22 protein-coding genes are annotated in these 22,774 nt (G+C 63.4%); 8 read left to right on the top strand and 14 right to left on the bottom strand.

Translation table 11 applies throughout. The features are described 5' to 3' along the window. Positions 1-51: 51 nt before the first annotated feature. Together pdxB and SSARUM_RS16595 are read right to left on the bottom strand one after the other, a co-directional pair. Positions 52-1,173, bottom strand: coding sequence for a 4-phosphoerythronate dehydrogenase PdxB (gene pdxB, locus SSARUM_RS16590; RefSeq protein WP_033648061.1), 1,122 nt, complete (start codon positions 1,171-1,173; stop codon positions 52-54). 53 nt (positions 1,174-1,226) lie between these two features. Further along, the gene (locus tag SSARUM_RS16595; RefSeq protein ID WP_033635354.1) at positions 1,227-2,000 is read right to left on the bottom strand and encodes an AraC family transcriptional regulator; all 774 of its coding nucleotides are present in this window, start codon (positions 1,998-2,000) and stop codon (positions 1,227-1,229) included. 117 nt (positions 2,001-2,117) lie between these two features. Between SSARUM_RS16595 and SSARUM_RS16600 the strand changes: the two genes are divergently transcribed. Beyond that, entirely contained in the window at positions 2,118-3,038 is a 921-nt protein-coding gene (locus SSARUM_RS16600) for a DMT family transporter (RefSeq protein ID WP_033648062.1), read from the top strand. Here SSARUM_RS16600 and SSARUM_RS16605 read toward each other — a convergent pair. From SSARUM_RS16605 to SSARUM_RS16615, 3 genes are all read right to left on the bottom strand, one after another. Then, complete coding sequence (locus SSARUM_RS16605; protein ID WP_033648063.1) at positions 3,035-4,453, bottom strand: sensor histidine kinase; 1,419 nt, start codon at positions 4,451-4,453, stop codon at positions 3,035-3,037. The genes SSARUM_RS16600 and SSARUM_RS16605 overlap by 4 nt on opposite strands. Continuing rightward, entirely contained in the window at positions 4,440-5,114 is a 675-nt protein-coding gene (tctD, locus tag SSARUM_RS16610) for a transcriptional regulator TctD (RefSeq protein ID WP_033648064.1), read from the bottom strand. The genes SSARUM_RS16605 and tctD overlap by 14 nt, the downstream gene beginning before the upstream one ends. A gap of 167 nt (positions 5,115-5,281) precedes the next feature. Next, a complete protein-coding gene (locus tag SSARUM_RS16615) occupies positions 5,282-5,611 on the bottom strand; it encodes a hypothetical protein (RefSeq protein WP_043147767.1) in 330 nt (109 codons plus the stop codon). A gap of 276 nt (positions 5,612-5,887) precedes the next feature. On the opposite strand from SSARUM_RS16615, the gene SSARUM_RS16620 reads away from it, so the two are divergent. The 3 genes from SSARUM_RS16620 to SSARUM_RS16630 are packed head-to-tail and all read left to right on the top strand — an operon-like array spanning position 5,888 to position 8,844. Beyond that, entirely contained in the window at positions 5,888-6,868 is a 981-nt protein-coding gene (locus SSARUM_RS16620; protein ID WP_033635359.1) for a Bug family tripartite tricarboxylate transporter substrate binding protein, read from the top strand. 15 nt (positions 6,869-6,883) lie between these two features. Further along, complete coding sequence (locus SSARUM_RS16625; RefSeq protein ID WP_060388072.1) at positions 6,884-7,315, top strand: tripartite tricarboxylate transporter TctB family protein; 432 nt, start codon at positions 6,884-6,886, stop codon at positions 7,313-7,315. An 11-nt stretch (positions 7,316-7,326) separates the two neighbouring features. Next, positions 7,327-8,844: a tripartite tricarboxylate transporter permease gene (locus SSARUM_RS16630; protein WP_033648067.1), complete on the top strand. Its 1,518-nt coding sequence runs from the start codon at positions 7,327-7,329 to the stop codon at positions 8,842-8,844. A 34-nt stretch (positions 8,845-8,878) separates the two neighbouring features. Here SSARUM_RS16630 and SSARUM_RS16635 read toward each other — a convergent pair whose 3' ends face one another. Both SSARUM_RS16635 and SSARUM_RS16640 read right to left on the bottom strand, forming a co-directional pair. Beyond that, the gene (locus SSARUM_RS16635; protein WP_033653746.1) at positions 8,879-9,508 is read right to left on the bottom strand and encodes a CatB-related O-acetyltransferase; all 630 of its coding nucleotides are present in this window, start codon (positions 9,506-9,508) and stop codon (positions 8,879-8,881) included. 156 nt (positions 9,509-9,664) lie between these two features. Then, on the bottom strand, positions 9,665-10,660 hold the full coding sequence (locus SSARUM_RS16640) for a DMT family transporter (protein ID WP_060419172.1): 996 nt from the start codon (positions 10,658-10,660) through the stop codon (positions 9,665-9,667). Between the two features lie 172 nt (positions 10,661-10,832). Here SSARUM_RS16640 and pdxR (SSARUM_RS16645) point away from each other — a divergent pair, with 172 nt between their 5' ends. Next, the gene (gene pdxR, locus SSARUM_RS16645; protein ID WP_060419174.1) at positions 10,833-12,299 is read left to right on the top strand and encodes a MocR-like pyridoxine biosynthesis transcription factor PdxR; all 1,467 of its coding nucleotides are present in this window, start codon (positions 10,833-10,835) and stop codon (positions 12,297-12,299) included. Here the strand turns inward: pdxR (SSARUM_RS16645) and SSARUM_RS16650 are convergent. Genes SSARUM_RS16650 through SSARUM_RS16665 form a run of 4 tightly spaced genes read right to left on the bottom strand, consistent with a single transcriptional unit; the run spans position 12,296 to position 15,950 of the window. Continuing rightward, positions 12,296-12,796, bottom strand: coding sequence for a protein disulfide oxidoreductase (locus SSARUM_RS16650; protein ID WP_060430370.1), 501 nt, complete (start codon positions 12,794-12,796; stop codon positions 12,296-12,298). The two genes, pdxR (SSARUM_RS16645) and SSARUM_RS16650, sit on opposite strands and share 4 nt — an antisense overlap. Next, the gene (locus SSARUM_RS16655) at positions 12,789-13,505 is read right to left on the bottom strand and encodes a DsbA family protein (RefSeq protein ID WP_060430372.1); all 717 of its coding nucleotides are present in this window, start codon (positions 13,503-13,505) and stop codon (positions 12,789-12,791) included. Before SSARUM_RS16655 ends, SSARUM_RS16650 begins: the two co-directional genes overlap by 8 nt. Further along, complete coding sequence (locus tag SSARUM_RS16660) at positions 13,502-15,538, bottom strand: protein-disulfide reductase DsbD family protein (RefSeq protein ID WP_060419180.1); 2,037 nt, start codon at positions 15,536-15,538, stop codon at positions 13,502-13,504. Before SSARUM_RS16660 ends, SSARUM_RS16655 begins: the two co-directional genes overlap by 4 nt. Before the next feature lie 49 nt (positions 15,539-15,587). Beyond that, positions 15,588-15,950 carry a hypothetical protein gene (locus SSARUM_RS16665; protein WP_033635372.1) on the bottom strand — a complete coding sequence of 121 codons (363 nt, stop codon included), beginning with the start codon at positions 15,948-15,950 and terminating at the stop codon, positions 15,588-15,590. A gap of 205 nt (positions 15,951-16,155) precedes the next feature. Between SSARUM_RS16665 and flk the strand changes: the two genes are divergently transcribed. Further along, entirely contained in the window at positions 16,156-17,184 is a 1,029-nt protein-coding gene (gene flk, locus SSARUM_RS16670) for a flagella biosynthesis regulator Flk (RefSeq protein WP_060430373.1), read from the top strand. Positions 17,185-17,188: 4 nt separating this feature from the next. Here flk and SSARUM_RS16675 read toward each other — a convergent pair whose 3' ends face one another. After that, entirely contained in the window at positions 17,189-17,644 is a 456-nt protein-coding gene (locus SSARUM_RS16675; protein WP_033635375.1) for a rhodanese-like domain-containing protein, read from the bottom strand. A 93-nt stretch (positions 17,645-17,737) separates the two neighbouring features. Here SSARUM_RS16675 and pdxR (SSARUM_RS16680) point away from each other — a divergent pair, with 93 nt between their 5' ends. Then, positions 17,738-19,171, top strand: coding sequence for a MocR-like pyridoxine biosynthesis transcription factor PdxR (gene pdxR, locus SSARUM_RS16680; RefSeq protein WP_060419185.1), 1,434 nt, complete (start codon positions 17,738-17,740; stop codon positions 19,169-19,171). A gap of 27 nt (positions 19,172-19,198) precedes the next feature. On the opposite strand, the gene SSARUM_RS16685 is transcribed toward pdxR (SSARUM_RS16680), so the two are convergent. Then, positions 19,199-20,095, bottom strand: a complete 897-nt coding sequence (locus SSARUM_RS16685) for an endonuclease/exonuclease/phosphatase family protein (RefSeq protein ID WP_060419187.1) — start codon at positions 20,093-20,095, stop codon at positions 19,199-19,201. Positions 20,096-20,312: 217 nt separating this feature from the next. Here SSARUM_RS16685 and pepT point away from each other — a divergent pair, with 217 nt between their 5' ends. After that, entirely contained in the window at positions 20,313-21,560 is a 1,248-nt protein-coding gene (gene pepT, locus SSARUM_RS16690; protein ID WP_060430375.1) for a peptidase T, read from the top strand. Here the strand turns inward: pepT and SSARUM_RS16695 are convergent. Next, the gene (locus SSARUM_RS16695) at positions 21,557-22,669 is read right to left on the bottom strand and encodes an SLC13 family permease (protein ID WP_060419191.1); all 1,113 of its coding nucleotides are present in this window, start codon (positions 22,667-22,669) and stop codon (positions 21,557-21,559) included. The genes pepT and SSARUM_RS16695 overlap by 4 nt on opposite strands. Positions 22,670-22,774 lie beyond the last annotated feature (105 nt).

Here is a 22,774-nt window from a genome sequence, read left to right on the forward strand (position 1 = left end):
ATAATCTTTGCCGCTCACTGTAGCGGCGTTGGCTTAAGACAACCTTACGTGCTATGCCACGCTGAAGCCCAGCTTGCCGAGCAGCTCGGCGCTGGCGCTGTCATCGCATTGCACGGCCAGCGAAGACCACTCGCGGCGCTCCTGGTAGTGCTTGCGCAGGCGATCGAATTCGCCCGGTTGCCCGGCGACTTTGCGCAGCGGCGCATCATCGCGGCGCACATCATACACCAAGTGCATCAATCGTTTTAACCGCGCTTCATCCAGCGGCCCGTTGAGGCGGATCTGGCTGAACTCCGGCACCGGCAGCAGCGAGGCCAGCGCCACCTGCTGCGGCTGCCCCAAATGGCGGCTGAACGCCTCGAACACCTGGGTGGTGCCGCGCGCCTTGCCTTCCAGCGTATACCCGGCGATGTGCGCGGTGCCGATATCCACCCGCGCCAGCAGCGGCAAGGAGAGATCCGGCTCCGGTTCCCACACGTCCAGCACCGTGCTCAGCTTTTTGCCTTTTTCCAGCGCCTGCAGCAGCGCGGCGTTGTCCACCACCGGCCCGCGGCAGGCGTTGATCAGAATGCGGTTGTCAGGCAGCGCCGCCAACAGCTCGGCGTCCGCCAGATGCAGCGAATGGTATGGGCCGGATTTATTCAGCGGCGTATGGAAGGTCAGCACGTCGGCCTCGGCCACCAGCTTCTCCAACGGCCAGAATTCCCCGGCATCGCCGCGATCGGCACGCGGCGGATCGCACAGCAGCGTGCGCACGCCCAGCGCCTTTAGGCGCGCGTCCAGGCGCGAACCGACGTTGCCCACGCCGACGATGCCGACGGTTTTATCCCGCAGCTGGAAGCCGTCGCGCTCGGCCAGCAGCATCAAGGCTGAGAACACATACTCGACCACCGCGATGGCGTTGCAGCCCGGCGCGGCGGAAAAGCCGATGCCCTGCCGTTGCAGCCAGGCGTCATCGACGTGATCGGTGCCGGCGGTGGCGGTGCCGACAAAGCCAATGCGGCTGCCGGCCAGCAAGGCTTCATTGACCTTGGTGACCGAACGCACCATCAGCGCATCGGCATCCGCCAGCGCCTCGCGCGGGATCGGGCGGCCCGGCACCGCCTGCACGTCGCCCAGGCGGCTGAACAGCTCGGCCGCGTACGGCATATTTTCATCAACCAGAATTTTCACTGCGTTCTCCGACGGTTTACGGCTATTTGTCTGCGAAATAGTGTGCCACTGAATCATGCACGGCGAAAGCGCTCAGGGGTGGTGCCGGCGATCTGCTGGAACATGACGATAAAGGCCGACGCGGAGCTGTAGCCGACGTCCAGCGCCACGTCCTGCACCGTCTTGCCCTGCTCGAGCAGCGACACGGCGTGCAGGAAACGCAGACGCTGGCGCCATTCGCTGAACGACATGCCCAGATCCTGCTGGCAGCGGCGCGACAGCGTACGCTCGGTGGTGTAGACCCGAGCCGCCCACGCCGCCAGCGAGGTGTTGTCCGCCGGGCAATGTTCCAACGCTTCCAGCACCGGCGCCAAAAACTTGTCGTCCGACGACGGCAGATAGGTTTGCTGGCGCGGCGACAGACGCAGCTGGTCGATCAGCACCTGACACAGGCGCAAATCCTCCTCCGCCTGCGGAATGTACTGTTTGCGCGCATAGAAATCCTCGGCGATGGCACGGAAGATTGGCGTCACGCTCACCAGGCAGGGATCGGCGGGCATGCCGGCGCACAGTGCCGGCGTGATGTCCACCATGCGGCACTGCGCCAGCCGTTGGTTGTAACAGGAGTGTTCGATGCCCGCCGGCGCCCACAGCACGAACTCCGGCGGCGCCAGAAAGCGCTGCCCGCCGATGCGCAGCACCATCACCCCGGCTTTAACCCACATCAACTGGCCCCAGGTGTGGCTGTGCGGCTGGAATTCGGTGCGCGCATTGAACTCCTCGCAGCGGAACTGCACCGGGTTGGGTGCCGGGATCAGCGACTCGGGGAAATGGCGGATTTCTGGCATGGTTTCGTCCCGTGATTTGTCTTGTTTACGCCAATTTTTGTCTGGATATCGCTATATATGATAAACCGGACACGCGTAGACTAGCCAGCATGTTGGACGTTATTGAGAATAATTATCATGAATATGCTCTTCCCGCTGTTGGCCGTGCTGATTTGGTCGATTAACGCCGTCGTCAGCAAACTCTCCGCCACCGCCATCGATCCGGCGGCCATTTCGCTCTACCGTTGGCTGCTGGCGCTGATTGCCCTGACGCCGTTCGTGCTGCCGGGCGTGCTGCGCAACTGGGCGCAGGTGCGCGCCAACTGGTGGAAGCTGATGATCCTCGGCCTGCTGGGCATGGTGCTGTATCAAAGCCTGGCCTATTACGCGGCGCACAGCGTCAGCGCGCTGTTTATGGGCATCATCGTGTCGCTGATCCCGCTGCTGACCATCCTGATCAGCATCGTGCTGCTGCGCATTGCGCCGACCGTCGGCGTACTGCTCGGCAGCATACTCTCCTTCGGTGGTTTGATCTGGCTGGTCAGCGGCGGCCAGCCCGGCGTGCTGCTGCAGCACGGTATCGGCAAGGGGGAATTGATGATGCTGCTCGCCACCGCCTCTTACGCGCTGTATGGCGTGTTGACCAAACGCTGGGCCATCGCGCTGCCGAACTGGCAATCGCTGTACGTGCAGATCCTGTTCGGCGTGCTGCTGCTGCTGCCTAATTTCCTGATGGCGCAGGATGTCGGCTTGAACGGCCATAACCTGCCGCTGGTGCTGTTCGCCGGCATTCCGGCTTCGATCATCGCCCCGTTCCTGTGGATCCAGGGCGTGATGCGCCTGGGCGCCAACACCGCCTCGATCTTCATGAACCTGGCGCCGGTGTTTACCGCCGCTATCGCCGTGCTGTTCCTGCATGAGCAGTTGCACGGTTACCACCTGATCGGCGGCGGCATCACCCTGCTGGGCGTTATCCTGTCGCAGCGGCTGCGCACGCCGCTGACGCGTAAAGCCAAAGCCCCGGCGGCCAACGTCGAGTCCTGCAAAGAACAGGCTTAAGGCAGCAGCCTGAAGCGCACCCGCACCAACAGGCCGCCCAGCGCGGCGGAGCTCAGCAGCTCCGGGCGGGTGCCGTGATAGGCGGTGATGTCCTTCACCAGCGCCAATCCCAGGCCGGCGCCCGGCTGATCGCCCACGTTGTCCAGCCGGTGAAACGGCTGCAGCGCCAGCGCCTTATCCTGCAAGGCGATGCCGGGGCCGCTGTCTTCAATCTCCAGCACGCCTTCCCCCGCCGCCTTATCCTGAGTGAGGCGGGCGGTCACTATCCCCTGACGCGGCGTGTATTTCAGCGCATTGTCCAGCAGATTGGCGCACAGTTCGGCCAACAGCAGCGGCTCCCCCGCCACCTGACACGCCGCCTCGCCTTCGAAACCCAGATCGATCTGTTTGCTGCGCGCCTGCGGCAAGCGGGAAAAGCAGGCGTCGCGCAGCACCTGCGCCAGATTGACCGGCTGCAGCTGGCGCTCGGCCTGGTGCTCGCTGGCCTTCAGGCGTGAGAGGTGCAGCAGGCGATCGGTCAGCGCCACGGTATTATCCAGCGTCGCGCTCATCGCCTGCAGGCTTTCACGCCACTGCTGCGGCCGATCGCTGGCCAGCGCCACCCCGACCTGAGTCTTCAACACCGCCAGCGGCGTGCGCAGCTGGTGGGAGGCGTCGGCGCTGAAACGTTCCTGACGCGCCACCATCAGCCGCAGCCGTTCGATGTAACGATTGAACGCCACCAGCAGCGGCTGCATCTCCGACCACGGCAACACCCGCGGCAAGGGCGTCAGCTCGCCCGGATCGCGCCGCAGCATGATGCCGGAGAGTTTACGCATCGGTTTCAACACCCGCTTGAGCAGCGCGAACGCCAGGATCAGGGTCAACACCACCACCGTGCCCTGGCTCAACAGCGCCGCGATCATCATCTGCCGCGCCAGGTAACGGCGCGACTCCAGGGTTTCCGCCACCAAAATGGTCGCCATGCCGCTCACCCCCGACTCGTTGACCGGTTGAAACAGCGCCGCCACGCGGATCGGCCGGCCGAGGTATTCCGCATCGTAAAAATGCACCAGCGCCGGGTAGAGCGTGGAGCGCGGGATATGGGGCGGCAGCGACGGCAAATCGTCATAGCCCGAAATGCTTTTCCCCTGCGGCGAAATCACCTCGTAATACAGCTGATCGTTCATGTTGCGCTCGAAGCTGTCGAGCACCACATAGGGCACATCGACCGCCAGCTTGCCTTCGCGCACCACCAGTCGCTCCGCCACGGTGCGCGCCGACGCCAGCAGCGTGCGATCGTAAGCCAGGGTGGCGGCGCTCATGGCGCTGAAATAGTGGGTGTAGATAGAGATGCCGCCCAACGCCAGCAACGGCAGGCCAAAAAACAGCAGCAGTTGATAGAACAGCGAACGCGGCGCGTTAAACCACCGCATTGCACAGCTCCAGGCTGTAGCCCAGGCCGCGCAGCGTGACGATCGCCACGTCGCTGCCCTGCAGCTTTTTCCGCAGGCGATGTACGTAAAGCTCGATGCTCTCCGGGTTGGCTTCGTCGGACAGCGTGAACACCTGTTCGAACAGCTGTTGCTTGGCCACCGGACGGCCGCGCCGGTGCATCAGCGCGGTCAGCACCGCCAGTTCGCGCGGCGTCAGCGCCAGCGGCTTGCCCTCCAGCAGAAAATAGCCTTCGTCGTGATAGGTCAACGCGCCGTACTGCAACGCCGGCTGCGGGGCGCCGACGCTGCGGCGCAGCAGCGCCCGGATGCGCGCTTCCAGCTCGTCCAGTTCGAACGGCTTGGTGAGGTAATCGTCCGCCCCCAGATTCAGGCCTTTCACCCGGTCGGCCACGTCGGTGCGTGCCGTCAGCAGCAGCACCGGCAGATCCTGCCCGCGCTTGCGCAGGCGCGCCAACAAATCCAGGCCGTTCATACGCGGCAGCGCCACATCCAGCACCGCGAGCGCATAGCGTTCGTTGAGCAGCAGGTGATCCGCCGCCACGCCGTCCGGGGCGACGTCAACGGCAAAGCCGGCGCCGGTCAGCGCCTTTTGCAACCAGTGAGACAGCTCGGGGTGATCTTCAACCAATAACAGTCGCATGTTCCCATTCCATTGATTTACCTGAACAACCTGGCGCCGACACGGCACCTGTTAACAGGCCGATAACAGAGAATGGCATGGAAAATAAGGGGATAAAAGAGCGCCGCGCCGCCAGTTTTGGGAGCTGGCACACAATTATGCGTATGGGGCGCGATCGCAAGGCGGTGTCAGATCAGCGGAATGGGGCTATCGGCAACGGCAATGTCCAGCACCGGGCGCAGTTTGTCGGCGGTAAACGGTGAAGAAACCAGCACGGAGCGGTTGTTGACGGCAAACACCAGATCGATGCCGGTCACGCAGGCGGTCATCTGGCAAGCATATTTTTCACCGTCGTCGTTGACGAAATGCAGCTCAAAAACGCCAATGTCGGCACGCAGTCGCTTTAAACGGCACTGCCCGGCTTTTCCCGTCATTTCAGCGTAAACCTCAGGCAACCGTTTAATCGCACCTACTTTGGCGCTGTCCCTGCCACCAAACAATTTCCCTAACGAAAACATATCACTGCGTCTCTATTCATTTCACCGATCGTGATTTTATCGCGAAAGCAGAACGGCAAACCTGATATTACGCAGGATTTTGCCCGGTTTTGCGTCCTGTTCTTGCCTGCTTTTCTATGGTAGCGCATCCGTTATTCGCCGGCGACAAGAGACCCTAATCACAGACTGGAAACTTTTCCGGCCACTGAAAGGTAAATGAAAGGTTGTTGTTTTAACAATCCTGCAACCGCACCCGGCGGGATTTCACAATCAGAACAATACCGAGGGCAAGTCACAATGAAAAAAATAATGACCCGTACCTTTACCGCCGCCGCCCTGCTGCTGGCAGCCAATCAGGCCTTTGCCGTGGAAGCGCCCAAACGCACCGAATGCATCGCGCCGGCCAAGCCCGGCGGCGGCTTCGATCTGACCTGCAAGCTGATTCAGGTGTCGCTGCAGGACACCAAGGCCATCGATAAACCGATGCGCGTCACCTATATGCCCGGCGGCGTCGGCGCGGTGGCCTACAACGCCATCGTCGCGCAGCGCCCGGCGGAGTTCGGCACCGTGGTGGCCTTCTCCGGCGGTTCGCTGCTCAATCTGGCCCAGGGCAAGTTCGGCCGCTACAACGTGGACGACGTGAAATGGCTGGCGGCGGTCGGTACCGACTACGGCATGATCGCGGTGCGCGCCGACTCGCCTTACAAAACCCTGAAAGACCTGATGGACGCCTTCCAAAAAGATCCCAACAGCGTGGTATTCGGCGCCGGCGCCTCCATCGGCAGCCAGGACTGGATGAAAACCGCGCTGCTGGCGCGCGAAGTCGGCGTGGATCCGCGCAAAATGCGCTACGTGGCGTTCGAAGGCGGCGGCGAGCCGGTCACCGCGCTGCTCGGCAACCATATCCAGGCGGTCTCCGGTGATCTGAGCGAGATGGTGCCTTACCTGCAGGGCGACAAGATCCGCGTCCTGGCGGTGTATGCCGAGCAACGTTTGCCGGGCCAGCTGGCCGACATTCCGACCGCCAAAGAACAGGGATACAGCCTGGTGTGGCCGATTATTCGCGGCTTCTACGTCGGGCCGAAAGTCAGCGATGAAGAGTATCAGTGGTGGATCGACACCTTCCAGAAAATGATGGCGACCGACGAATTCAAGCAGCAGCGCGATCTGCGCGGCCTGTTCGAATTCAACATGACCGGCAAAGAGCTGGACGCCTACGTGAAGAATCAGGTTGCCCAATACCGTGAGCAGGCAAAAGTGTTCGGCCTGGCCAAATAACCGCAGGGGAAAACCATGAGCGATCGTATTTTTGCCGGCTTTTGGCTGCTGCTGTGTATCGGCGGGCTGTTCATCGGCTGGGGCATCCAAAGCGAATACAGCTATGAACCGCTGGGGCCGCGTCCGTTCCCGCTGGCGATCCTCAGCCTGATGGCGCTGTGCGCGGCCCTGCTGTTGCTGCGCCGCCCGCAGGCGGTGGAGTGGCCGCACAACAAGGTGCTGCAGCGGCTGCTGGTGCTGGTGATCACCCTGGTGCTGTATGCCTGGGGCTTTGAATGGCTGGGCTTCCCGCTGGCGACCGCGCTGCTGACGTTCAGCATCGGCCTGCTGTTTCAGGCCAGCCTGCCGGCGGCGGCGATCTCCGGCGTCGTCATGGGCGCAGTGCTGTATTACGCCTTTGACCGCCTTCTTGATGTCACACTGCCGCTCGGCGCCTGGCTGAGCTAACGGGAGCGATGATGGATACCTGGATGTATTTGACCCAAGGGTTCGAAGTGGCGCTGGTGCCGCAGAACCTGATTATCGCCCTGATCGGCTGCTTCGTCGGCACCATCGTCGGCCTGCTGCCGGGCCTCGGGCCGATCAACGGCGTGGCGATCCTGCTGCCGCTGGCGTTTGCCCTCAAGCTGCCGGCCGAATCGGCGCTGATCCTGCTGGCGACGGTGTATATCGGCTGCGAATACGGCGGGCGCATCTCGTCGATTCTGCTCAACGTGCCGGGCGACGCGGCGGCGATCATGACCGCGCTGGACGGCTACCCGATGGCGCAGCAGGGGCGCGCCGGCGTGGCGCTGTCCATCTCGGCGGTCAGCTCGTTCGTTGGCTCGATGATCGCCATCGGCGGCATCATCCTGTTCGCGCCGCTGCTGGCCCGCTGGTCGCTGGCCTTCGGCCCGGCGGAGTATTTCGCCCTGATGGTGTTCGCCATCGCCTGCCTCGGCAGCATGATGAGCCAGAACCCGCTGAAATCGCTGCTGGCGGCGCTGATCGGCCTGGGGCTGGCGACGGTGGGCGTCGACGCCAATACCGGCGTTTACCGCTTTACCTTCGACAGCGTGCACCTCTCCGACGGCGTGCAGTTTATCGTGGTGGTGATCGGCCTGTTCTCGGTCAGCGAAATCCTGCTGATGCTGGAAAGCACCAGCGCCGGACAAAAGCTGGTGCGTAAAACCGGCCGGTTGCTGTTCAACCGCAAAGAGGCGGCGCAGTGCGCAGGCCCTACCCTGCGCTCGTCGGTGATCGGCTTCTTCGTCGGCATTCTGCCGGGCGCCGGCGCCACTATCGCCAGCGCGCTGACCTACATGACCGAGAAGAAAATCAGCGGCAACAGCGACACCTTCGGCAAGGGCGACATCCGCGGCGTAGCGGCGCCGGAAGCGGCCAACAACGCCTCTGCCTGCGGTTCGTTCATTCCGATGCTGACGCTGGGGGTGCCGGGTTCCGGCACCACGGCGGTGATGATGGGCGCGCTGACGCTGTACAACATCACCCCCGGCCCGGCGATGTTCACCGAACAGCCGGATATCGTCTGGGGGCTGATCGCGGCGCTGCTGATCGCCAACGTCATCCTGCTGATCATGAACCTGCCGCTGGTCGGCCTGTTCACCCGCATGCTGACCATCCCGCTGTGGTTCCTGGTGCCGGCGATCGCCGCGGTTTCGGCGGTGGGGGTTTATGCGGTGCACAGCACCACCTTCGACCTGCTGCTGATGGTCGGGTTGGGCGTGTTCGGCTACATCCTGCGGAAAATGCACTTCCCGATGTCGCCGCTGATTCTGGGCTTCGTGCTGGGTGAGATGCTGGAGCAGAATCTGCGTCGCGCGCTGTCGATCAGCAACGGCGAGTTCGGCATCCTGTGGAGCAGCAGCATCGCGCAAACGCTGCTGGTGCTGGCGGTCGCGGTACTGGCGCTGCCGCCGCTGCTGCGCCTGATGCGCAAACGCCGCCAATCGGCGATCGAGGCCAAGGCCGAGTAACGCGAAACGGGCGGGGAATCCCCGCCCGTTGCGTTTAACGGCGCAAGGCCGCAATTCCCCTTTCCAACGCATCGATATCGCCATCGGCGAGCAGGGGCTGAATCACCGTAAAGTCCGCCTCGGACAAATCATAGAGGCGCAAGGCAAGCAACCGCGCGATGACTTCCGGCGCGAACCGCCAACGGATAAACCTCGCCGGATTACCGCCGACGATGGCATAAGGCTCAACATCGCCGGCCACCACGCTGCCTGCGGCGACGATCGCCCCCTCACCTATCGAGATTCCCGGCATCAGCATCGCCCGCATGCCGATCCAGCAACCGTCGCCCAGCCGGGTATCGCCTTTGGGGCGGTACGCCTGCTTGATGGTTGCCATAAACGGATACAGGCTCAGCCAGTCGATGCGATGGGTATGGTTGCCGCCCATCAGGATCACCGCTTCGGCCGCGATGCACACGTAATCGCCGATCAGCAGGCGGTCTATGTCGCCCAGCGGCTGCCATTGCCGGCTGACCGCGTCGCCGTGCAGATAGCGCACTACCGAGCGTTCGAAGCCGTTATCCCAACAGTCGCTGTAGTAGCTGTGGGTGCCTTTGACGATAATGTTCGGGTTGGTCACCGTCTGATGCAGCAGCTCGGTGTTGGACCAGTGTTTTTCGGACATGGCGTATTCTCTGGTTACGGGAATAAAAGCCACGGAACGGAATGTCTGTGGCCGTGTTGTCGTTCACTCAACACGGCCATTCAAGCGATAAGCGCTCGTTTCAATCTCGGGTTATTCATCATTACGGCCTCTCTTGCGAGGCGTAATGGTAGCCGATCACGCCTCGGCGGTCTTGCTTTTCAACAGCAGCACCCCGCCCATCACCAGCGCGCTGCCCAGCAGCTGCAGCTGATTCATGCTCTCCCCCAGCAGGAAATAGGCGATCACCGCGGTGAACACCAGCTCCAGCGACAGGATCAGGTTGGCCACCGCCAGCGGCAGCGTTTTCAGGCTGATATTGTACAGCCCGAAGCCTAGCAGCGTCGGCCCGGCGGCCAACGCCAGCAGCAACAGCCAGCCGCTCCATTGAATGCCCTGCGCACCGTGCGACAGGAACCACAGAGAGCCGGCCATGCCGTGGAACGCCGCCAGCGGGAACGCCGTCAGCGCCGCGTTGAACACCAGCTGGTACAGCGCCGAAAAACCGAACACGTACAGGATGGTGTTCCACACCGGATAGCCGCGTTCGCTGGCCACCCGCCCGCCGAGGGTATACAGGGTATAGCCGATGCCCGACAACATCCCCACCAGCAGCCCCAGCAGATCGAAGTGGCTGTCCCCCATACTGTCGCCGTTGCTGACCAGGAAGCAGCCGCCCAGGCTGATGGCGATCACCAGCAATTGGCGCAGCGTCAGGCGTTCGCTGTACATCACCCAGCCGAGGAACACGGTAAAACCCACCGAACAGTAGGTCAGAATGGTCGCCACCGATGCGCCGTTCAGCGCCACCGACAGCGTCCACAGGCTGTTGAACAGCGCCAGCAACAGCCCGTAAAGCGCGTAGAAAGCCACCTGTTTACGGCGTAGGCGCGCCCACTGCGGTTTCACCAGCAACAGCAGCGGCAACAGCACCAGCGCCACCAGCGCCGCGCGCCAGAACGCCAGCACGAAGGTCGGCAGGTGATAGTACTCGGTCAGCGCGCGGATGATGATGGCGGTAAAGGCCAGCAGCATCGCGCTGATAATGGCGATGGCGTAACCCTGGCTGCTGCCCTGAAAAAGACGCGCGCCGGGCAGCGCCGGCCGGGCGGAAACGCCTGACGGTAATGACATGAGATCCTCGGAAAAATGGCGACATAAATGCTCAGGCGCACAGTGTAACGCGGCCATTTTTTCTCACTATAGCCACTTTGCGGCGTTGTCATGCAGGCCACTTTTCTGCGCTTGAAGCCCTGTTGACATGGGGTATAGTAAAAATCTCTCTCCATAACCGGGCCAATTTCCCATGCATATCCCGTTGGATCGCGAGCAGGACGTTCCGCTCTATTTACAGATCGAAGAAGCGCTGCGGCGCGCCATCCTCACCGGCGTGTTTGTCGATGGCGACAAACTGCCCTCGACGCGCACGCTGGCGGCCGAACTGGCGGTCAGCCGTTTAACGGTGGATAACGCCTACGCCGAACTGACGGCCAAGGGCTTTTTGCATCAGCGGCGCGGCAGCGGCGCCTATGTCGCGCATCCGCAGATGCAGGCACGCCCGGCCCGGCCGAGCAGCGATGCACCTTTCCCGCTGGAAAGCTTCACCACCCTCACCTCGCGGCTGGACGGCTACGCCGACGCCCCGCTGCCGGAGGGGCTGATCAACTTCGCCGCCGGCGTCGGCAGCCCTAAGGTGTTTCCGCTGGAGGCGTTTCGCAAAGTGCTGCTGTCGGTGCTCAGCCGCCACGCGGAAGAGGCCTTCAGCTACGGCGAATACTGCGGCTACTACCCGCTGCGCGATACGCTGAGCCGCATTCTCAGCGCGCAGGGCATCCCCACGCAGGCGGAACAGGTGCTGATCACCAACGGCTCGCAGCACGCCATCAGCCTGGTGGTGCAAAGCCTGCTGGCGCCGGGCGATACGGCGATCGTCGAAGAGCCGACCTACGCCGAAGCGCTGGGCCTGCTGCGCCAGCACCGCGTCAATATCGTCACCGTACCGGGCGACCGACACGGCATGCGGGTGGATTTGCTGCCGGAATTGTTAGAACGCCACCGTCCCAAACTGATCTACACCATCCCCAACTTCCACAACCCGACCGGCCGCTGCCTGAGCGAGGCGCGTCGGCGACGCCTGCTGGCGATCGCTCAACAGGCCGGCGTGGTGATCCTGGAAGACGACTTCGTCGGCGATCTGCGTTATCAGGGCAAACAGCTGCCGTCGCTGCGCGCGCTGGCGCAGCCGGGCGCGGTGATCTACGTCAGCACCTTCTCCAAAATGCTGCTGCCCAGCATGCGCATCGGCTATCTGGTGGCGGACAGCGAACACTATCAGCGCTTCGCAAGGCTGAAGCACGTCGACAGCTTCACCAGTTCCAGCCTGATCCAGCGGGCGCTGGACGCTTTCGTCACCGTCGGCCGTTACGACAAGCAGCTGCGGCGCGCCGGGCGCGTCTACCGCCGCCATCTGGAGGTGATGATTGACGCCTTGCAACGGCGGCTGCCGTCGGGATGCCGCTTTGAAACGCCGCAGGGAGGCTTGTTTATCTGGCTGACGCTGCCGGCATCGGTGACCACCGCCGAGCTGATGCCGGTCGCCTGGCGATACGGCGTGACCTTCGCGCGCGGCGAATGCTTTTATGCGCAGGAACATTTGGGCGCGCACGGCCTGCGGCTGAATTTCGCCGCCAACTCGCCGCCGCAGATTGAAGAAGGTATCGCCCGGCTATGCCGGGCGATTGAGGAGGTGATAACGGAGAAAAACGCCGGTTAGACGGCGGCCCACCACAGCCGCAGCTTCATCCCCCAGTAGCTGGTCCAGCCGGTGGTGGTCTGCACCACCTTGCCCTGCGAGACCACCACGAAGGTCGGCGTCACGCCAATCTGCCACTGCGCCGAGAGCGTACCGGCCGGATCGTTGACCACCGGCAGCGCCAGCCGTTTGCGCGCCAGCCATTGTTTCACCTGGGCATCGTCGCCCGAGCGCAGCGCGACGGTCAGCACGTTGCCGCCCGCCGCCTGCAAACGGGCGACGTCCGGCGTGGTGAAACGGCAGACGCCGCACCAGCTGGCCCAGAAGTAAACCAGCAGCGGCCGCTCATGGCTGAGCTGCGCCAACGACAAACTCTCGCCATCCAGCGTGGTCAGGGTCTGGGCATCGAAGGCCGGCGGCGCCTGCGGCGCGTTCAGCCAATCCATCACCGTCACCACCGCCAGCGCGATCAGCGCCAGCAGCAGCAACTCGCGCCCCCAGCGCTTGAGCTTAGCCATTGTTGGCCTTCGCCAGCTGCTGTTTCACCATCGCTTCCAGCTCTTCATAGGATACCGCCCCCGGCAGCATCCGATCGCCGATCAGCGTCGCTGGCGTCCCCTGCACGCCCAGTTGCTCCGCCAATTCCATGTTGGTGCGCAGCGTGGTCATGCTCTGCTCGCTGGGCGCCACCGCCTTGACGCCGGTTTTCTCTTGCGCGGCGGCGATGCTGGCGTTGTCGTGGAAGCCCTTTTTCGCCATCAGCCGCTGGTGCAGGGCCCAGAATTGATCCGGATGTTGCTGCCAGGTGGTGAGCGCCACGCGCGCCGAACTGACCGAGCTTTCGCCCTTGAACGGCAACAGTTTCACCACCAGCGCCACGTCCGGGTATTGCTTGACGATCTTCTCCAGCATAGGATCGAAACGCTTGCAGTACGGGCAGTTATAGTCGGTAAAGGTCACCAGCGTCAGTTTGGGGTTGGCGGCGCCGAGGCGCGGGCTGGCCGGATCCTGATACAGCGTTTTGGCGTTCTGCTTGATAGCCTGGCTGATTTGCTGGCCGGCGGTTTGCTGCTGCCAGGCGTCCACCGCCTGCGCCAGAATGTCCGGGTTAGACACCAACGTTTCGCGGATCATCTCTTTGATACGCGTCTCTTGTGCCGGAGTGAAAGGCTCGGCGGCCCACACCGGGGCGGCGATGATCATCAGTAAAATCAGTAGCTTTTTCATTGTTCGGTTCCTTTGGCATGGGAAAGGGATTGCAGCACGGCGTCACGGGTCAACAGCGGGGATAACACCTCGCCCTCCGGGCTGCCGGGGCCATAGATTTGGTTGAAAGGCACGGCGACGCTGCCGCGCTTTTGCAGGAAGGCGCTGATGTCGGCCGACGGGCGGCTCCAGTCGCCGCGCAGCGCGACCACGTCGTCGGCGCTCAGCGCGCGCTGCACGTCATCGCGCAACAGCACATTGAATTTGTTGGCTTTACAGGTAACACACCAGTCGGCGGTCACGTCGACGAACACCCGCTTATGCTGAGCCAGCGCTTCGGTAATCGCCTGTTCGCTCAGCGGTTGCCACTGCACCCGATCCTGCAACGGCTGGCGCCACAGGCCGGCGGTCAGCGATCCGGCCAGCAAGGCCACGCCCGCCAGCACCAACGTGCCCGCCGCCAGCTTGGCCGCCAACCGTGCGCCCTGTTGACGCCACACCGCCAGCAGCAACGCCAGCAGCGCCAACGCCCCCAGCCACAGCGTGGCCTGCACGCCGATATGGTTGCTCAACAGGCTCAGCAGCCACAGCGACGACGCCAGCATCAGCAGCCCCATCGCCAGCTTGACGGTATTCATCCAGCGGCCGGGGCGCGGCAAGCGCAGCGCCAGCGACGGCCAGGCGGCGATCAGCAGCCACGGCAGGCTCATGCCGATGCCGAGCGCGATGAACATGCCCCACAGCACCGGCAGCGACGCCGCCAGCGCGAAGGCCACCGCCGTGCCGAGAAACGGCGCCGAGCACGGCGTCGCCAACAGCGTGGCGAACGCGCCCTGCCAGAAATGGCCGCTCAGCCCCTGCCCGTTATGGGTGGCCAGCGACGTGTTTAGATCGGACGAGAGGCGCAGGTGGAACAGGCCAAACAGGTTGGCGCTGAACAGCAGCGTCACCAGCACCATAAAACCGATAAACCACGGATTCTGGAACTGAATGCCCCAGCCGAGCGCATGGTTGCCGAGCCGCAGCAGCGTCATCAACAGGGCCAGCGCCATAAACGAGGCGACGATACCCAGCGACGACGCCAGGAACTGCAAACGCACGCTGCGCCGATCGCGATGCTCCACCTGCAGGATGGAGCCGAGCTTGATGCCCAGCACCGGCAGCACGCACGGCATCAGGTTGAGGATTAACCCGCCCGCCAGCGCCATCAATACCGCCTGCCACAGCGGGAACGCCGCACCGGCGGGCGCGGCCAACGGATCGCCAATCGGCAGCGTTATCTGCTGCGCCATGCCGCCGTCGTCGATCACCAGCGTCAGCGTTTTGCCGCGCAGATCCGGCGCCGCATCGCCCCAACCGTCGCTGACCGGCACCCGCGCCAACAGTTGAGCGCCGTCAGTCTCGACTTGAGGTTTACCGAGATCGGCATCCGCCAGCGTATCGAAGAACAGCGCGGGCTGCTGCCAGCCGGCGGCGCGTTCGGCGGCAATCTGCAACTCGCCGTTGCGGTAACCGGCCTTGACGCTCTCCGCCACCCCGGCGGCGATCGGCACCTGCCCCATCGCCTGCGCGAAGTCGTGGTTAAACTGCGGATCGTTCGGCGTCGTCAGATCCAGACTGAACGGGTAGTCGGTCAGAATGCAGACGTTGCTGCAGGTGGACAGCGTCAGGGTGCCCGCCAGCGGGCCGGATACCGGGCCTGACATCACGATCGGCAGCGTGACCCGATCGTGATAGCCCTGGGTGGAAATGCCGGCCACTTCGAAACGCTGCGGCGTCGGCCAGTGCCAGGTCGCCGGCGGCGGGTTGCCCTGCCAGACGATAGCCGGCGCGATGCCGCCTTCGCCAGGGGAACGCCAGTAGGTTTTCCAGCCCTTTTGCAACTCGACCGACAGCAGCAGGCGGGTCTCCCCCGGCTGTGACGTGTCGGCGCGCAGCCGCACCTTGGCATGGTCGTTGGCCGGATTTTGCAGCCAGCCGCTGTCCGCCGCCTGCAAGGCAGGTAGCCACAGCATAAACAGGCAAGCGCAGGCCAGCCTGATAATTTTCAACATGTTAATTCTCCATAAATGATTAAATCACCGCGAAAAACGGGCGATTAACTCATTCACGGAAGACGCATAATCGAAGGTGCACCCTGAGGGTGGGGGGGGAAATGGCGCGGGGAGGAGGAATGCGCAGGCGCGCGGCGATGGTCGGCGCCAACAGCGCCAGCAGCAGACCCAGTCCGAACAGCACGGTTTCGAACATCACCGGCGGCGCGGCCAGCAATGACTTGGCGCTCAGCTCACAGGGCGTCGGCTGCGCTTCGGCGGCGGTATCACCGGACTGAACGGCAGTGGCCGCCGGGATCCCCAGCGTTTGCTGCAGCGCATGCAGGCCCGCCATGCGCTGGGTCATGCACGTCAGCACCACCAGGCAAGCCAGGCATAAAAACCATTTTGCAATCCGCTGCCGTTTAACCATGCCATCCTCACGTTCGGGTCTGGGGCTATCTTAGCGGCGCGGGCGCGATTAGCAACGTTTTGTCGGTAAAGAAATGTCTGAGCGGCGGTATTGATGGCGGCGATTTACAGGTATCATAGTGGGTAAGCCTGCGCTTTTCGCCGGGTACGATGATGATTCTCTCCTCCAGGCATTCTGCGGGGATACACAGCGAAGGACTGGTGATATGCAACCTTTGAGTGGGCCGGGCACCCCAATCGCCGGCGAACGCCCTCCCTCCCCGGGCAAAACGGCGGCCACTGACGATCAACCCCTCTCTCCGGCGCAGCGCACGACGCTGGAAAAGCTGATCGTGAAAATCATGACGCTCAGCCCGGCAAAGTCGGCGGAGATCTGGGCAACTCTGCGCCACGATCTCGGCGCCGACAACGGCGGTGAACTGCTGGCGCGCCATTTTCAACCGGCGGAACAGCTGCTGCAAACGCGCCTGACGCAGGCGCAGCAAAACCACGCCGGACGCCAGCTGTTGCAACAGCTGGCCGAATTGCTGCCGCAGGGCAACAACCGCCAGGCGGTCAGCGACTTTATTCGCCAGCAGTTCGGCCACACGGTACTGAGCCAGCTGAGCCCACCACAGCTGCAGCAGGTGCTGAATCTGTTGCAGACCGGCGGCCTGGCCATTCCCCAGCCGCAGCAAACCGCCACCAGCGATCGCCCGCTGCTGCCCGCAGAGCATCAAAGCCTGCAGCAGCAGGTCACCAAACTCAGCGCCGCCACCGGCGAAGCGCCGGCTAAAATCTGGCAAACGCTGTTTGATCTGGCGGGCGTGAAAACCAACGATCCGCTGCCGGCGCGCCACTTCCAGCTGCTGAACCAGTTTTTGCAGGTGAAGGTGGCCCTCAGCCCGCAGAGCGCGCCGACGCTGAACAATCTGCTGGCGGCGCTCAAGCAGCCGGCGGACGAGCAAGAGCTGCAGCAGATGAACGACTATTGCCAGACGCGCTTCAACTGCGGCGCCAATGCGCCTCTGACGCATCCGCAAATGAGCGACGCCATTCATCAGCTGTTTGCCCGCCGCCTGGAGAAGGCCGGCCAGGCGCAGCCGATCGTCAGCCAGCCCGTCGAGCCGCAGCCGCTGCTCAACCCGCTGATCGCCGCCCTGCCGCTGCCGCTGCAAAAAGCGCTCAGCAAGCCTGCCGCGGCGCTGATCCTGCTGCTGGTGGCGCTGGCGATCGTACTGGCGCTGGTGTTTTAACACCTCAGGCGCAGCCGCAGTCCTCAGCCGCCGCCCGATCGCGCAGCGATCCCGGCTGTTCGCCGATGGCCAACGGATGGCCGTCGCGCAGCCAGAAATCCAGCCCGCCGATCAGCTCCTTCACCCTGAATCCCAGCTTCGCCAGCTTATAGGCGCCTTTGGTGGAACCGTTGCAGCCGATGCCGTCGCAGTAGGTCACATACACCTTTTGGCGATCCAGCTGCGCCGTGCCGGCTTCATCCATCAGGCGATGCGGCAAGCTGATCGCCCCGGGGATATGCCCGGCGGCGTACAGCGCCTCTGCGCGGGTGTCGATCACCACTATCCCGTCCACGCCGTTGCGCAGATCTTCCGCCACGTCCCAGGCATCCGCATAACGGCTCAGCTTGGCCGCCAGGTAAGCCAGGCTCTCTTCCGGCGCCGCCGGTGGAAAAGCCAGCACCAATGATTCTTTCGACATACCACTCACTCCCGTGCATCAAGACAGATGACAATAGTGCCTCATTTTGGTCTTATGATTGATACCCATTTCACATAAATCATAAGGCCAATTATGCGAAACTCGCTGGTCACGCTGTTTCAGCAATCGCCCCACACCGCCGGCACGCTGCGCGATCGCCTGTGCGGCGCACTGCGGCAGGCCATCCATCAAGGGGCATTGAACGTTGGGCAACGCCTGCCTTCCAGCCGGGTGCTGGCCAGCGATCTGGGCCTCTCGCGAGTGACAGTCGAAGCGGCCTACGGTCAGTTGGAGGCGGAGGGATATCTGCAGCGCCGCGTCGGCCAGGGCACCTTTGTGGCGATTACCATCGCCAAATCGCCGCCGCCGGCAGCCGGCTCCGGCATGCCGCGCCTTTCGCAGCGCGGCCAACAGATCGTGCAAACCGGCGGCTGCCGCGATCCGCAGCAGCCACAGGCGTTCGCCGCCGGTTCGCCGGACCTGCGCGCGTTTCCGCTGGCCTTGTGGAAGCAGCTGACCGCACAGCGCCTGCGGCTACAGGGAGAAAGCCTGCTGCGCTACGGCGACCCGCAGGGCTATTTACCGCTGCGTGAGGCGATTGCCGCCCACGTCAACCAAACGCGCGGCGTGATCTGCGATGCACGGCAGGTTATCGTGCTGACCAGTTCGCAGCAGGCGCTGCAGCTGATCGCCACGTTGCTGCTGGACCGCGGCGACAGCGTCTGGATGGAAGAGCCGGGTTACACCGGGGCAAGAAACGCCTTTATCAGCGCCGGCGCCGCCCTGACGCCGGTCGCAGTGGACGGCGACGGCCTGCGTGCTGAATCCTCCTTGCCGGACCCACGTTTGATTTATCTGACCCCCTCACACCAATACCCGACCGGCGCCGCGCTCAGCCTGGCGCGCCGATTGGCGTTGCTGGCGCTGGCAGAGCGGCAACAGGCCTGGATCATCGAGGACGATTACGACAGCGAGTTTCATTACGACGGCCTGCCGATACCGGCGATGCAGGGCCTGGATCGCCGTGGCCGAGTGCTGTACCTCGGCACCTTCTCCAAGTCGCTGTTCCCTTCACTGCGGTTGGCGTATCTGATCGCCCCGCCCGCGCTGGTTGAAGCGTTCGTCATCGCGCGTACGGTGTATGACGGCCACAGCGCGCAGCTGATGCAGGCGGTCACCGCCGAATTCATCCACCAGGGGCACTTCGCCGCGCATATCCGCTACATGCGCCAGCTCTACCGCAGCCGGCGCGATGTGTTGCTGGCGGAAGTACGCGAAAAACTCGGCCACTTCGCCACGCCCGCTCCCGCCACCGGCGGCCTGCAGCTCAGCGTCTGGCTGCCGCCCGGCCAGGAGGCGGCGCTCAGCCGACAGGCGCGGCGGCTCGGCATCCTCACGCCCGGGCTGAAGGCGCAATACCAGACGGCGCAGGCGCAGCGCGACGGCTGGCTGCTGGGCTTTTCGGCCCTGACACCGGGCGAGATCCGCAGCGCCGTCGAGCGGCTGGCGCAGATCGCCGTGGCTTAGCGCGGCTCCAATGGAACGCCCACCCGCTTATTGCTCGGTCAATCGCATCTCCGCCACCAGCGGCAGGTGGTCGCTCACCGCCGGCCAATGCACGCCGTTCCAGTCGCCGCTGGCGTTCGGCACCGTCAGGCTGTCCAGATGCCAGCGCTGCGCGTTACCGGTGAAGATGTAATCCACCTTGATCTCGGCGTTTTCCGCCGGCCAACTGCGGCCGTCCTGCCCGTCAGGCATGATGTCGTTCCAATAGCGGCTCAACTCCAGCCAGGTCACGCTGCCCGGCACATCGTTCATATCGCCGAACAGCAGCTTGATACCGCGTACTTCGATGGCGCGATCGTTCAGCTCCCGCACCTGATCCAGGCGCATCGTCGGATCTTCCTTGGTATCGAGGTGGGCGTTGAACAGCGTGATCGGCGCCGGGAACTCCGGCACGTCAACCTTGGCGCTGAAGGCGATGCGCTGTTCGCGCTGGCCGGACGGCAGCGGATAGATCACGGCATCGTGCAGCGGATACTTCGAGAGAAACGCCAGGCCATATTCGCCGCCGTCGTAATCGATCGCCCGGCCAAACACCGACTGCATGCCGGTCAGCTTCGCCAGCTCCGCCGCCTGATCGACCCGGCCGCTGCGGGCGGTGAGTTTATCCACCTCTTGCAGCGCCACCACGTCGACGTTCATCGCGCGAATTGCCTTGGCGATGGCGGTCATGTCGCTGACCTTGCCGGCGGCGATATTGAAGCTGGCGACGCGGATCTTCGGCGCCTGCTCCAGTTCATAGGTTTTATTTTTCAGGCCACCCAACGCGCTGGCCACTTCGCGGCTGTTGGCGTTGCTGTTGGCATGGCCGGCATCGGCAGAGGCCCAGGCGCTGTGAGAGAGGCCCAGGGACAGTAAGGTGATAAGCAGAGCGTGACCGGTGTGCATGAATTCTCCTTGAGGGACAGATAAGTGTTATGTAGGCGCTTCCCGGCCCACAGCTAACACCGATTTTGCCGCAGAAACCTGCGACTATTTCCTAGTTGCACCGCTATTTTTCGTTTCTGCGCGATGCTTCGCATTCTGGCGGTTTACGCATTGCACCGTTGGACAAACGGCTGATTTCGTTTTAAAACCGGTAGATTGCCAACCGCGAGGAGTTCCGATGACCAGCCCGATTGCCGAACAGCTTACCGAACGTTTCTTCCGCTACCTGGCGGTCACCAGCCAGAGCAACGCCGCCGCAACCGCCCTGCCCAGCACGCCGGGGCAGCATGAAATGGCGCAGCTGCTGGCGGAAGAGCTGCGCCGGCTCGGCCTGGCCGACGTGCAGATAGACGACCACGCCACCGTCACCGCCCGCAAGCCCGGCACCCAGCCCGGCGCGCCGCGCATCGGCTTCATCACCCATATCGACACCGTGGACGTCGGCCTGTCGCCCGAAATTCGCCCGCAGCGCCTGCGCTTCACCGGCGAAGATGTATGCCTGAACGCCGAGCAAGACATCTGGCTGCGGGTCGCCGAACACCCGGAGATCCTGCCCTACCGCAACGAAGAGATCCTGTTCAGCGACGGCACCAGCGTGCTGGGCGCCGACAACAAGGCGGCGGTCACCGTGGTGATGACGCTGCTGGCCAACCTGGCCGCCGCCGATCGCCACGGCGATATCGTGGTGGCGTTCGTGCCGGATGAAGAGATCGGCCTGCGCGGCGCCAAGGCGCTGGATCTGCAGCGTTTCCCCGTCGATTTCGCCTACACCATCGACTGCTGCGAACTGGGTGAAGTGGTTTACGAGAATTTCAACGCGGCGGCGGCGGAAATCCGCATCGAGGGGGTGACCGCGCACCCGATGTCGGCGAAAAACGTGTTAATCAACCCGATACGCATCGCCAACGACATCATCAACCGCTTCGACGTGCAGGATACCCCGGAACACACCGACGGGCGCGAGGGCTATTTCTGGTTCACCGATCTGGCCGCCAATGCCAATCAGGCGACGCTGAAGGTGTCGATTCGCGACTTCGATAGCGCGGCGTTCGAGGCGCGCAAAGCCCGCCTTGAGGAGACGGTGCGTCAGGTGGCGGCCGGCTATCCGCGCGCCAACGTCAGCTGCAGCATCAGCGACATCTACAGCAACATCAGCAACGCCATCGGCGAAGATCGGCGCGCCATCGATCTGATCTTCGGCGCCCTTGCCGCCCACGGCATCCCGCCGAAGGTGATCCCGATGCGCGGCGGCACCGACGGCGCGGCGCTCTCGAGCCGCGGCATCCTGACGCCCAATTACTTCACCGGCGCGCATAACTTCCACTCGCGCTTCGAGTTTTTACCCGTCAGCGCCTTCGCGAAATCCTACCAGGTGACCCGCAGCATTTGCCTGCTGGCCGCCCGGCAGAGCGGTAATCAGAGTTAGCTCAATAGCCAGCCGACCAGCGCGGCCCACGCCAGCAGCGGCAGCGAGTAATAGTGGAAGCGCAACCAGATCTTGCGCTCCCCCGCCATGCGCAGCGCAATCAGGTTGGCGAGCGATCCGATCGCCAACCCGAAGCCGCCGGCATTGACCGCATAGGCCAGTTGCGTGCTGGAGGGCGCATAGTTGAGCAGCAAAATGGTGGCCGGCACGTTGCTGACGATCTGCGACAGCCCAACGCCCAACGCATACACCCCACCGTCGCTCAGCCCGGCGATGGCGGCAAACGCCGGCTGAAGCGGCGGCAGGCGGGTAAACAGGCCAACATCGATAAACATGGCGGCGAACACGAAAATCAGACTCCAGTCGATCTGCAACAGCACCCGGCGCGCCAGCAACAAAAAGCCGGCGAACACCGCCAGCAGCCCATACAGCGGCAGGCCGATATCCAGGCACAGCAGGAAGATCGCATACAGCCCCACGCAGCTCAGCAACAGCGGCCGTTGATAGGGGTAACCCTCGGTATTCGGCGTTTTCACGATGTCGCGCGCCGGGAAGCTGAACCAGGTCAACGCCAGCAGGCTCAGCATCATCGCGGCGCCAAACGGCGCCATCTGGCCGATGAAGCCGAGGAAAGAAAGGCCGGAGCGGCTCCACAGCAGGATATTTTGCGGGTTGCCGATCGGCGTCAGCAGCGAACCGGCGTTCACCGCTAGCGCCTGAAAGATGATCAAACGGCCAACCGGCAGCGCCGACAGCTTTTTCAGCGTGATGGTGAGCGGAATGACGATAAACAGCGCCACGTCGTTGGTCAGAAACGACGACAGCAGCGCGGCGGAAAACACCAGGAACAGCGCCAGCCGCCGTTCGCTGTGCAACCGGTTGATAATCTTGCGACCAACGAAGTCGAAGTAGCCGCTGACCTCGACGCCTTTGGTCAGCAGCATCAGCCCCAGCAGAGTAATGAGGGTGCGGACGTCGATGAAACCGCCCAGCGCCGCCAGCGGCTGCGGATCAAAGGCGAACATCGCTGCGCCGGCCAGCAACAGCACGTGCAGGAAACGGTCTTTGACAAAGGGGTGGATAAGCTGGGAAATGGCGGTTGAACTCATGATGGCAGCTTGAAACCTCAGCGAAAAGCATGAGCGAGACGTTAGCTCAGGCGCGGCATCTACGCCAGCAAAATGCTATTTTACCTTTATCCGCTTTCCATTTGC

The organism is Serratia sarumanii, from assembly GCF_029962605.1.
GTDB classification, from domain to species: domain Bacteria; phylum Pseudomonadota; class Gammaproteobacteria; order Enterobacterales; family Enterobacteriaceae; genus Serratia; species Serratia sarumanii.

Excerpts from the sequence above, each read along its gene's own strand:
- SSARUM_RS16615 (WP_043147767.1), bottom strand. The coding sequence starts at position 5,611 with ATGTTTTCGTTAGGGAAATTGTTTGGTGGCAGGGACAGCGCCAAAGTA.
- SSARUM_RS16605 (WP_033648063.1), bottom strand. The coding sequence starts at position 4,453 with ATGCGGTGGTTTAACGCGCCGCGTTCGCTGTTCTATCAACTGCTGCTG.
- SSARUM_RS16650 (WP_060430370.1), bottom strand. The coding sequence starts at position 12,796 with ATGGCTAAGCTCAAGCGCTGGGGGCGCGAGTTGCTGCTGCTGGCGCTG.
- SSARUM_RS16600 (WP_033648062.1), top strand. The coding sequence starts at position 2,118 with ATGAATATGCTCTTCCCGCTGTTGGCCGTGCTGATTTGGTCGATTAAC.
- SSARUM_RS16655 (WP_060430372.1), bottom strand. The coding sequence starts at position 13,505 with ATGAAAAAGCTACTGATTTTACTGATGATCATCGCCGCCCCGGTGTGG.
- flk (WP_060430373.1), top strand. The coding sequence starts at position 16,156 with ATGCAACCTTTGAGTGGGCCGGGCACCCCAATCGCCGGCGAACGCCCT.
- SSARUM_RS16595 (WP_033635354.1), bottom strand. The coding sequence starts at position 2,000 with ATGCCAGAAATCCGCCATTTCCCCGAGTCGCTGATCCCGGCACCCAAC.
- SSARUM_RS16685 (WP_060419187.1), bottom strand. The coding sequence starts at position 20,095 with ATGCACACCGGTCACGCTCTGCTTATCACCTTACTGTCCCTGGGCCTC.
- SSARUM_RS16665 (WP_033635372.1), bottom strand. The coding sequence starts at position 15,950 with ATGGTTAAACGGCAGCGGATTGCAAAATGGTTTTTATGCCTGGCTTGC.
- SSARUM_RS16660 (WP_060419180.1), bottom strand. The coding sequence starts at position 15,538 with ATGTTGAAAATTATCAGGCTGGCCTGCGCTTGCCTGTTTATGCTGTGG.
- SSARUM_RS16620 (WP_033635359.1), top strand. The coding sequence starts at position 5,888 with ATGAAAAAAATAATGACCCGTACCTTTACCGCCGCCGCCCTGCTGCTG.
- SSARUM_RS16640 (WP_060419172.1), bottom strand. The coding sequence starts at position 10,660 with ATGTCATTACCGTCAGGCGTTTCCGCCCGGCCGGCGCTGCCCGGCGCG.
- SSARUM_RS16625 (WP_060388072.1), top strand. The coding sequence starts at position 6,884 with ATGAGCGATCGTATTTTTGCCGGCTTTTGGCTGCTGCTGTGTATCGGC.
- pdxR (WP_060419185.1), top strand. The coding sequence starts at position 17,738 with ATGCGAAACTCGCTGGTCACGCTGTTTCAGCAATCGCCCCACACCGCC.
- SSARUM_RS16695 (WP_060419191.1), bottom strand. The coding sequence starts at position 22,669 with ATGAGTTCAACCGCCATTTCCCAGCTTATCCACCCCTTTGTCAAAGAC.
- pepT (WP_060430375.1), top strand. The coding sequence starts at position 20,313 with ATGACCAGCCCGATTGCCGAACAGCTTACCGAACGTTTCTTCCGCTAC.
- pdxR (WP_060419174.1), top strand. The coding sequence starts at position 10,833 with ATGCATATCCCGTTGGATCGCGAGCAGGACGTTCCGCTCTATTTACAG.
- SSARUM_RS16635 (WP_033653746.1), bottom strand. The coding sequence starts at position 9,508 with ATGTCCGAAAAACACTGGTCCAACACCGAGCTGCTGCATCAGACGGTG.
- SSARUM_RS16675 (WP_033635375.1), bottom strand. The coding sequence starts at position 17,644 with ATGTCGAAAGAATCATTGGTGCTGGCTTTTCCACCGGCGGCGCCGGAA.
- tctD (WP_033648064.1), bottom strand. The coding sequence starts at position 5,114 with ATGCGACTGTTATTGGTTGAAGATCACCCCGAGCTGTCTCACTGGTTG.
- SSARUM_RS16630 (WP_033648067.1), top strand. The coding sequence starts at position 7,327 with ATGGATACCTGGATGTATTTGACCCAAGGGTTCGAAGTGGCGCTGGTG.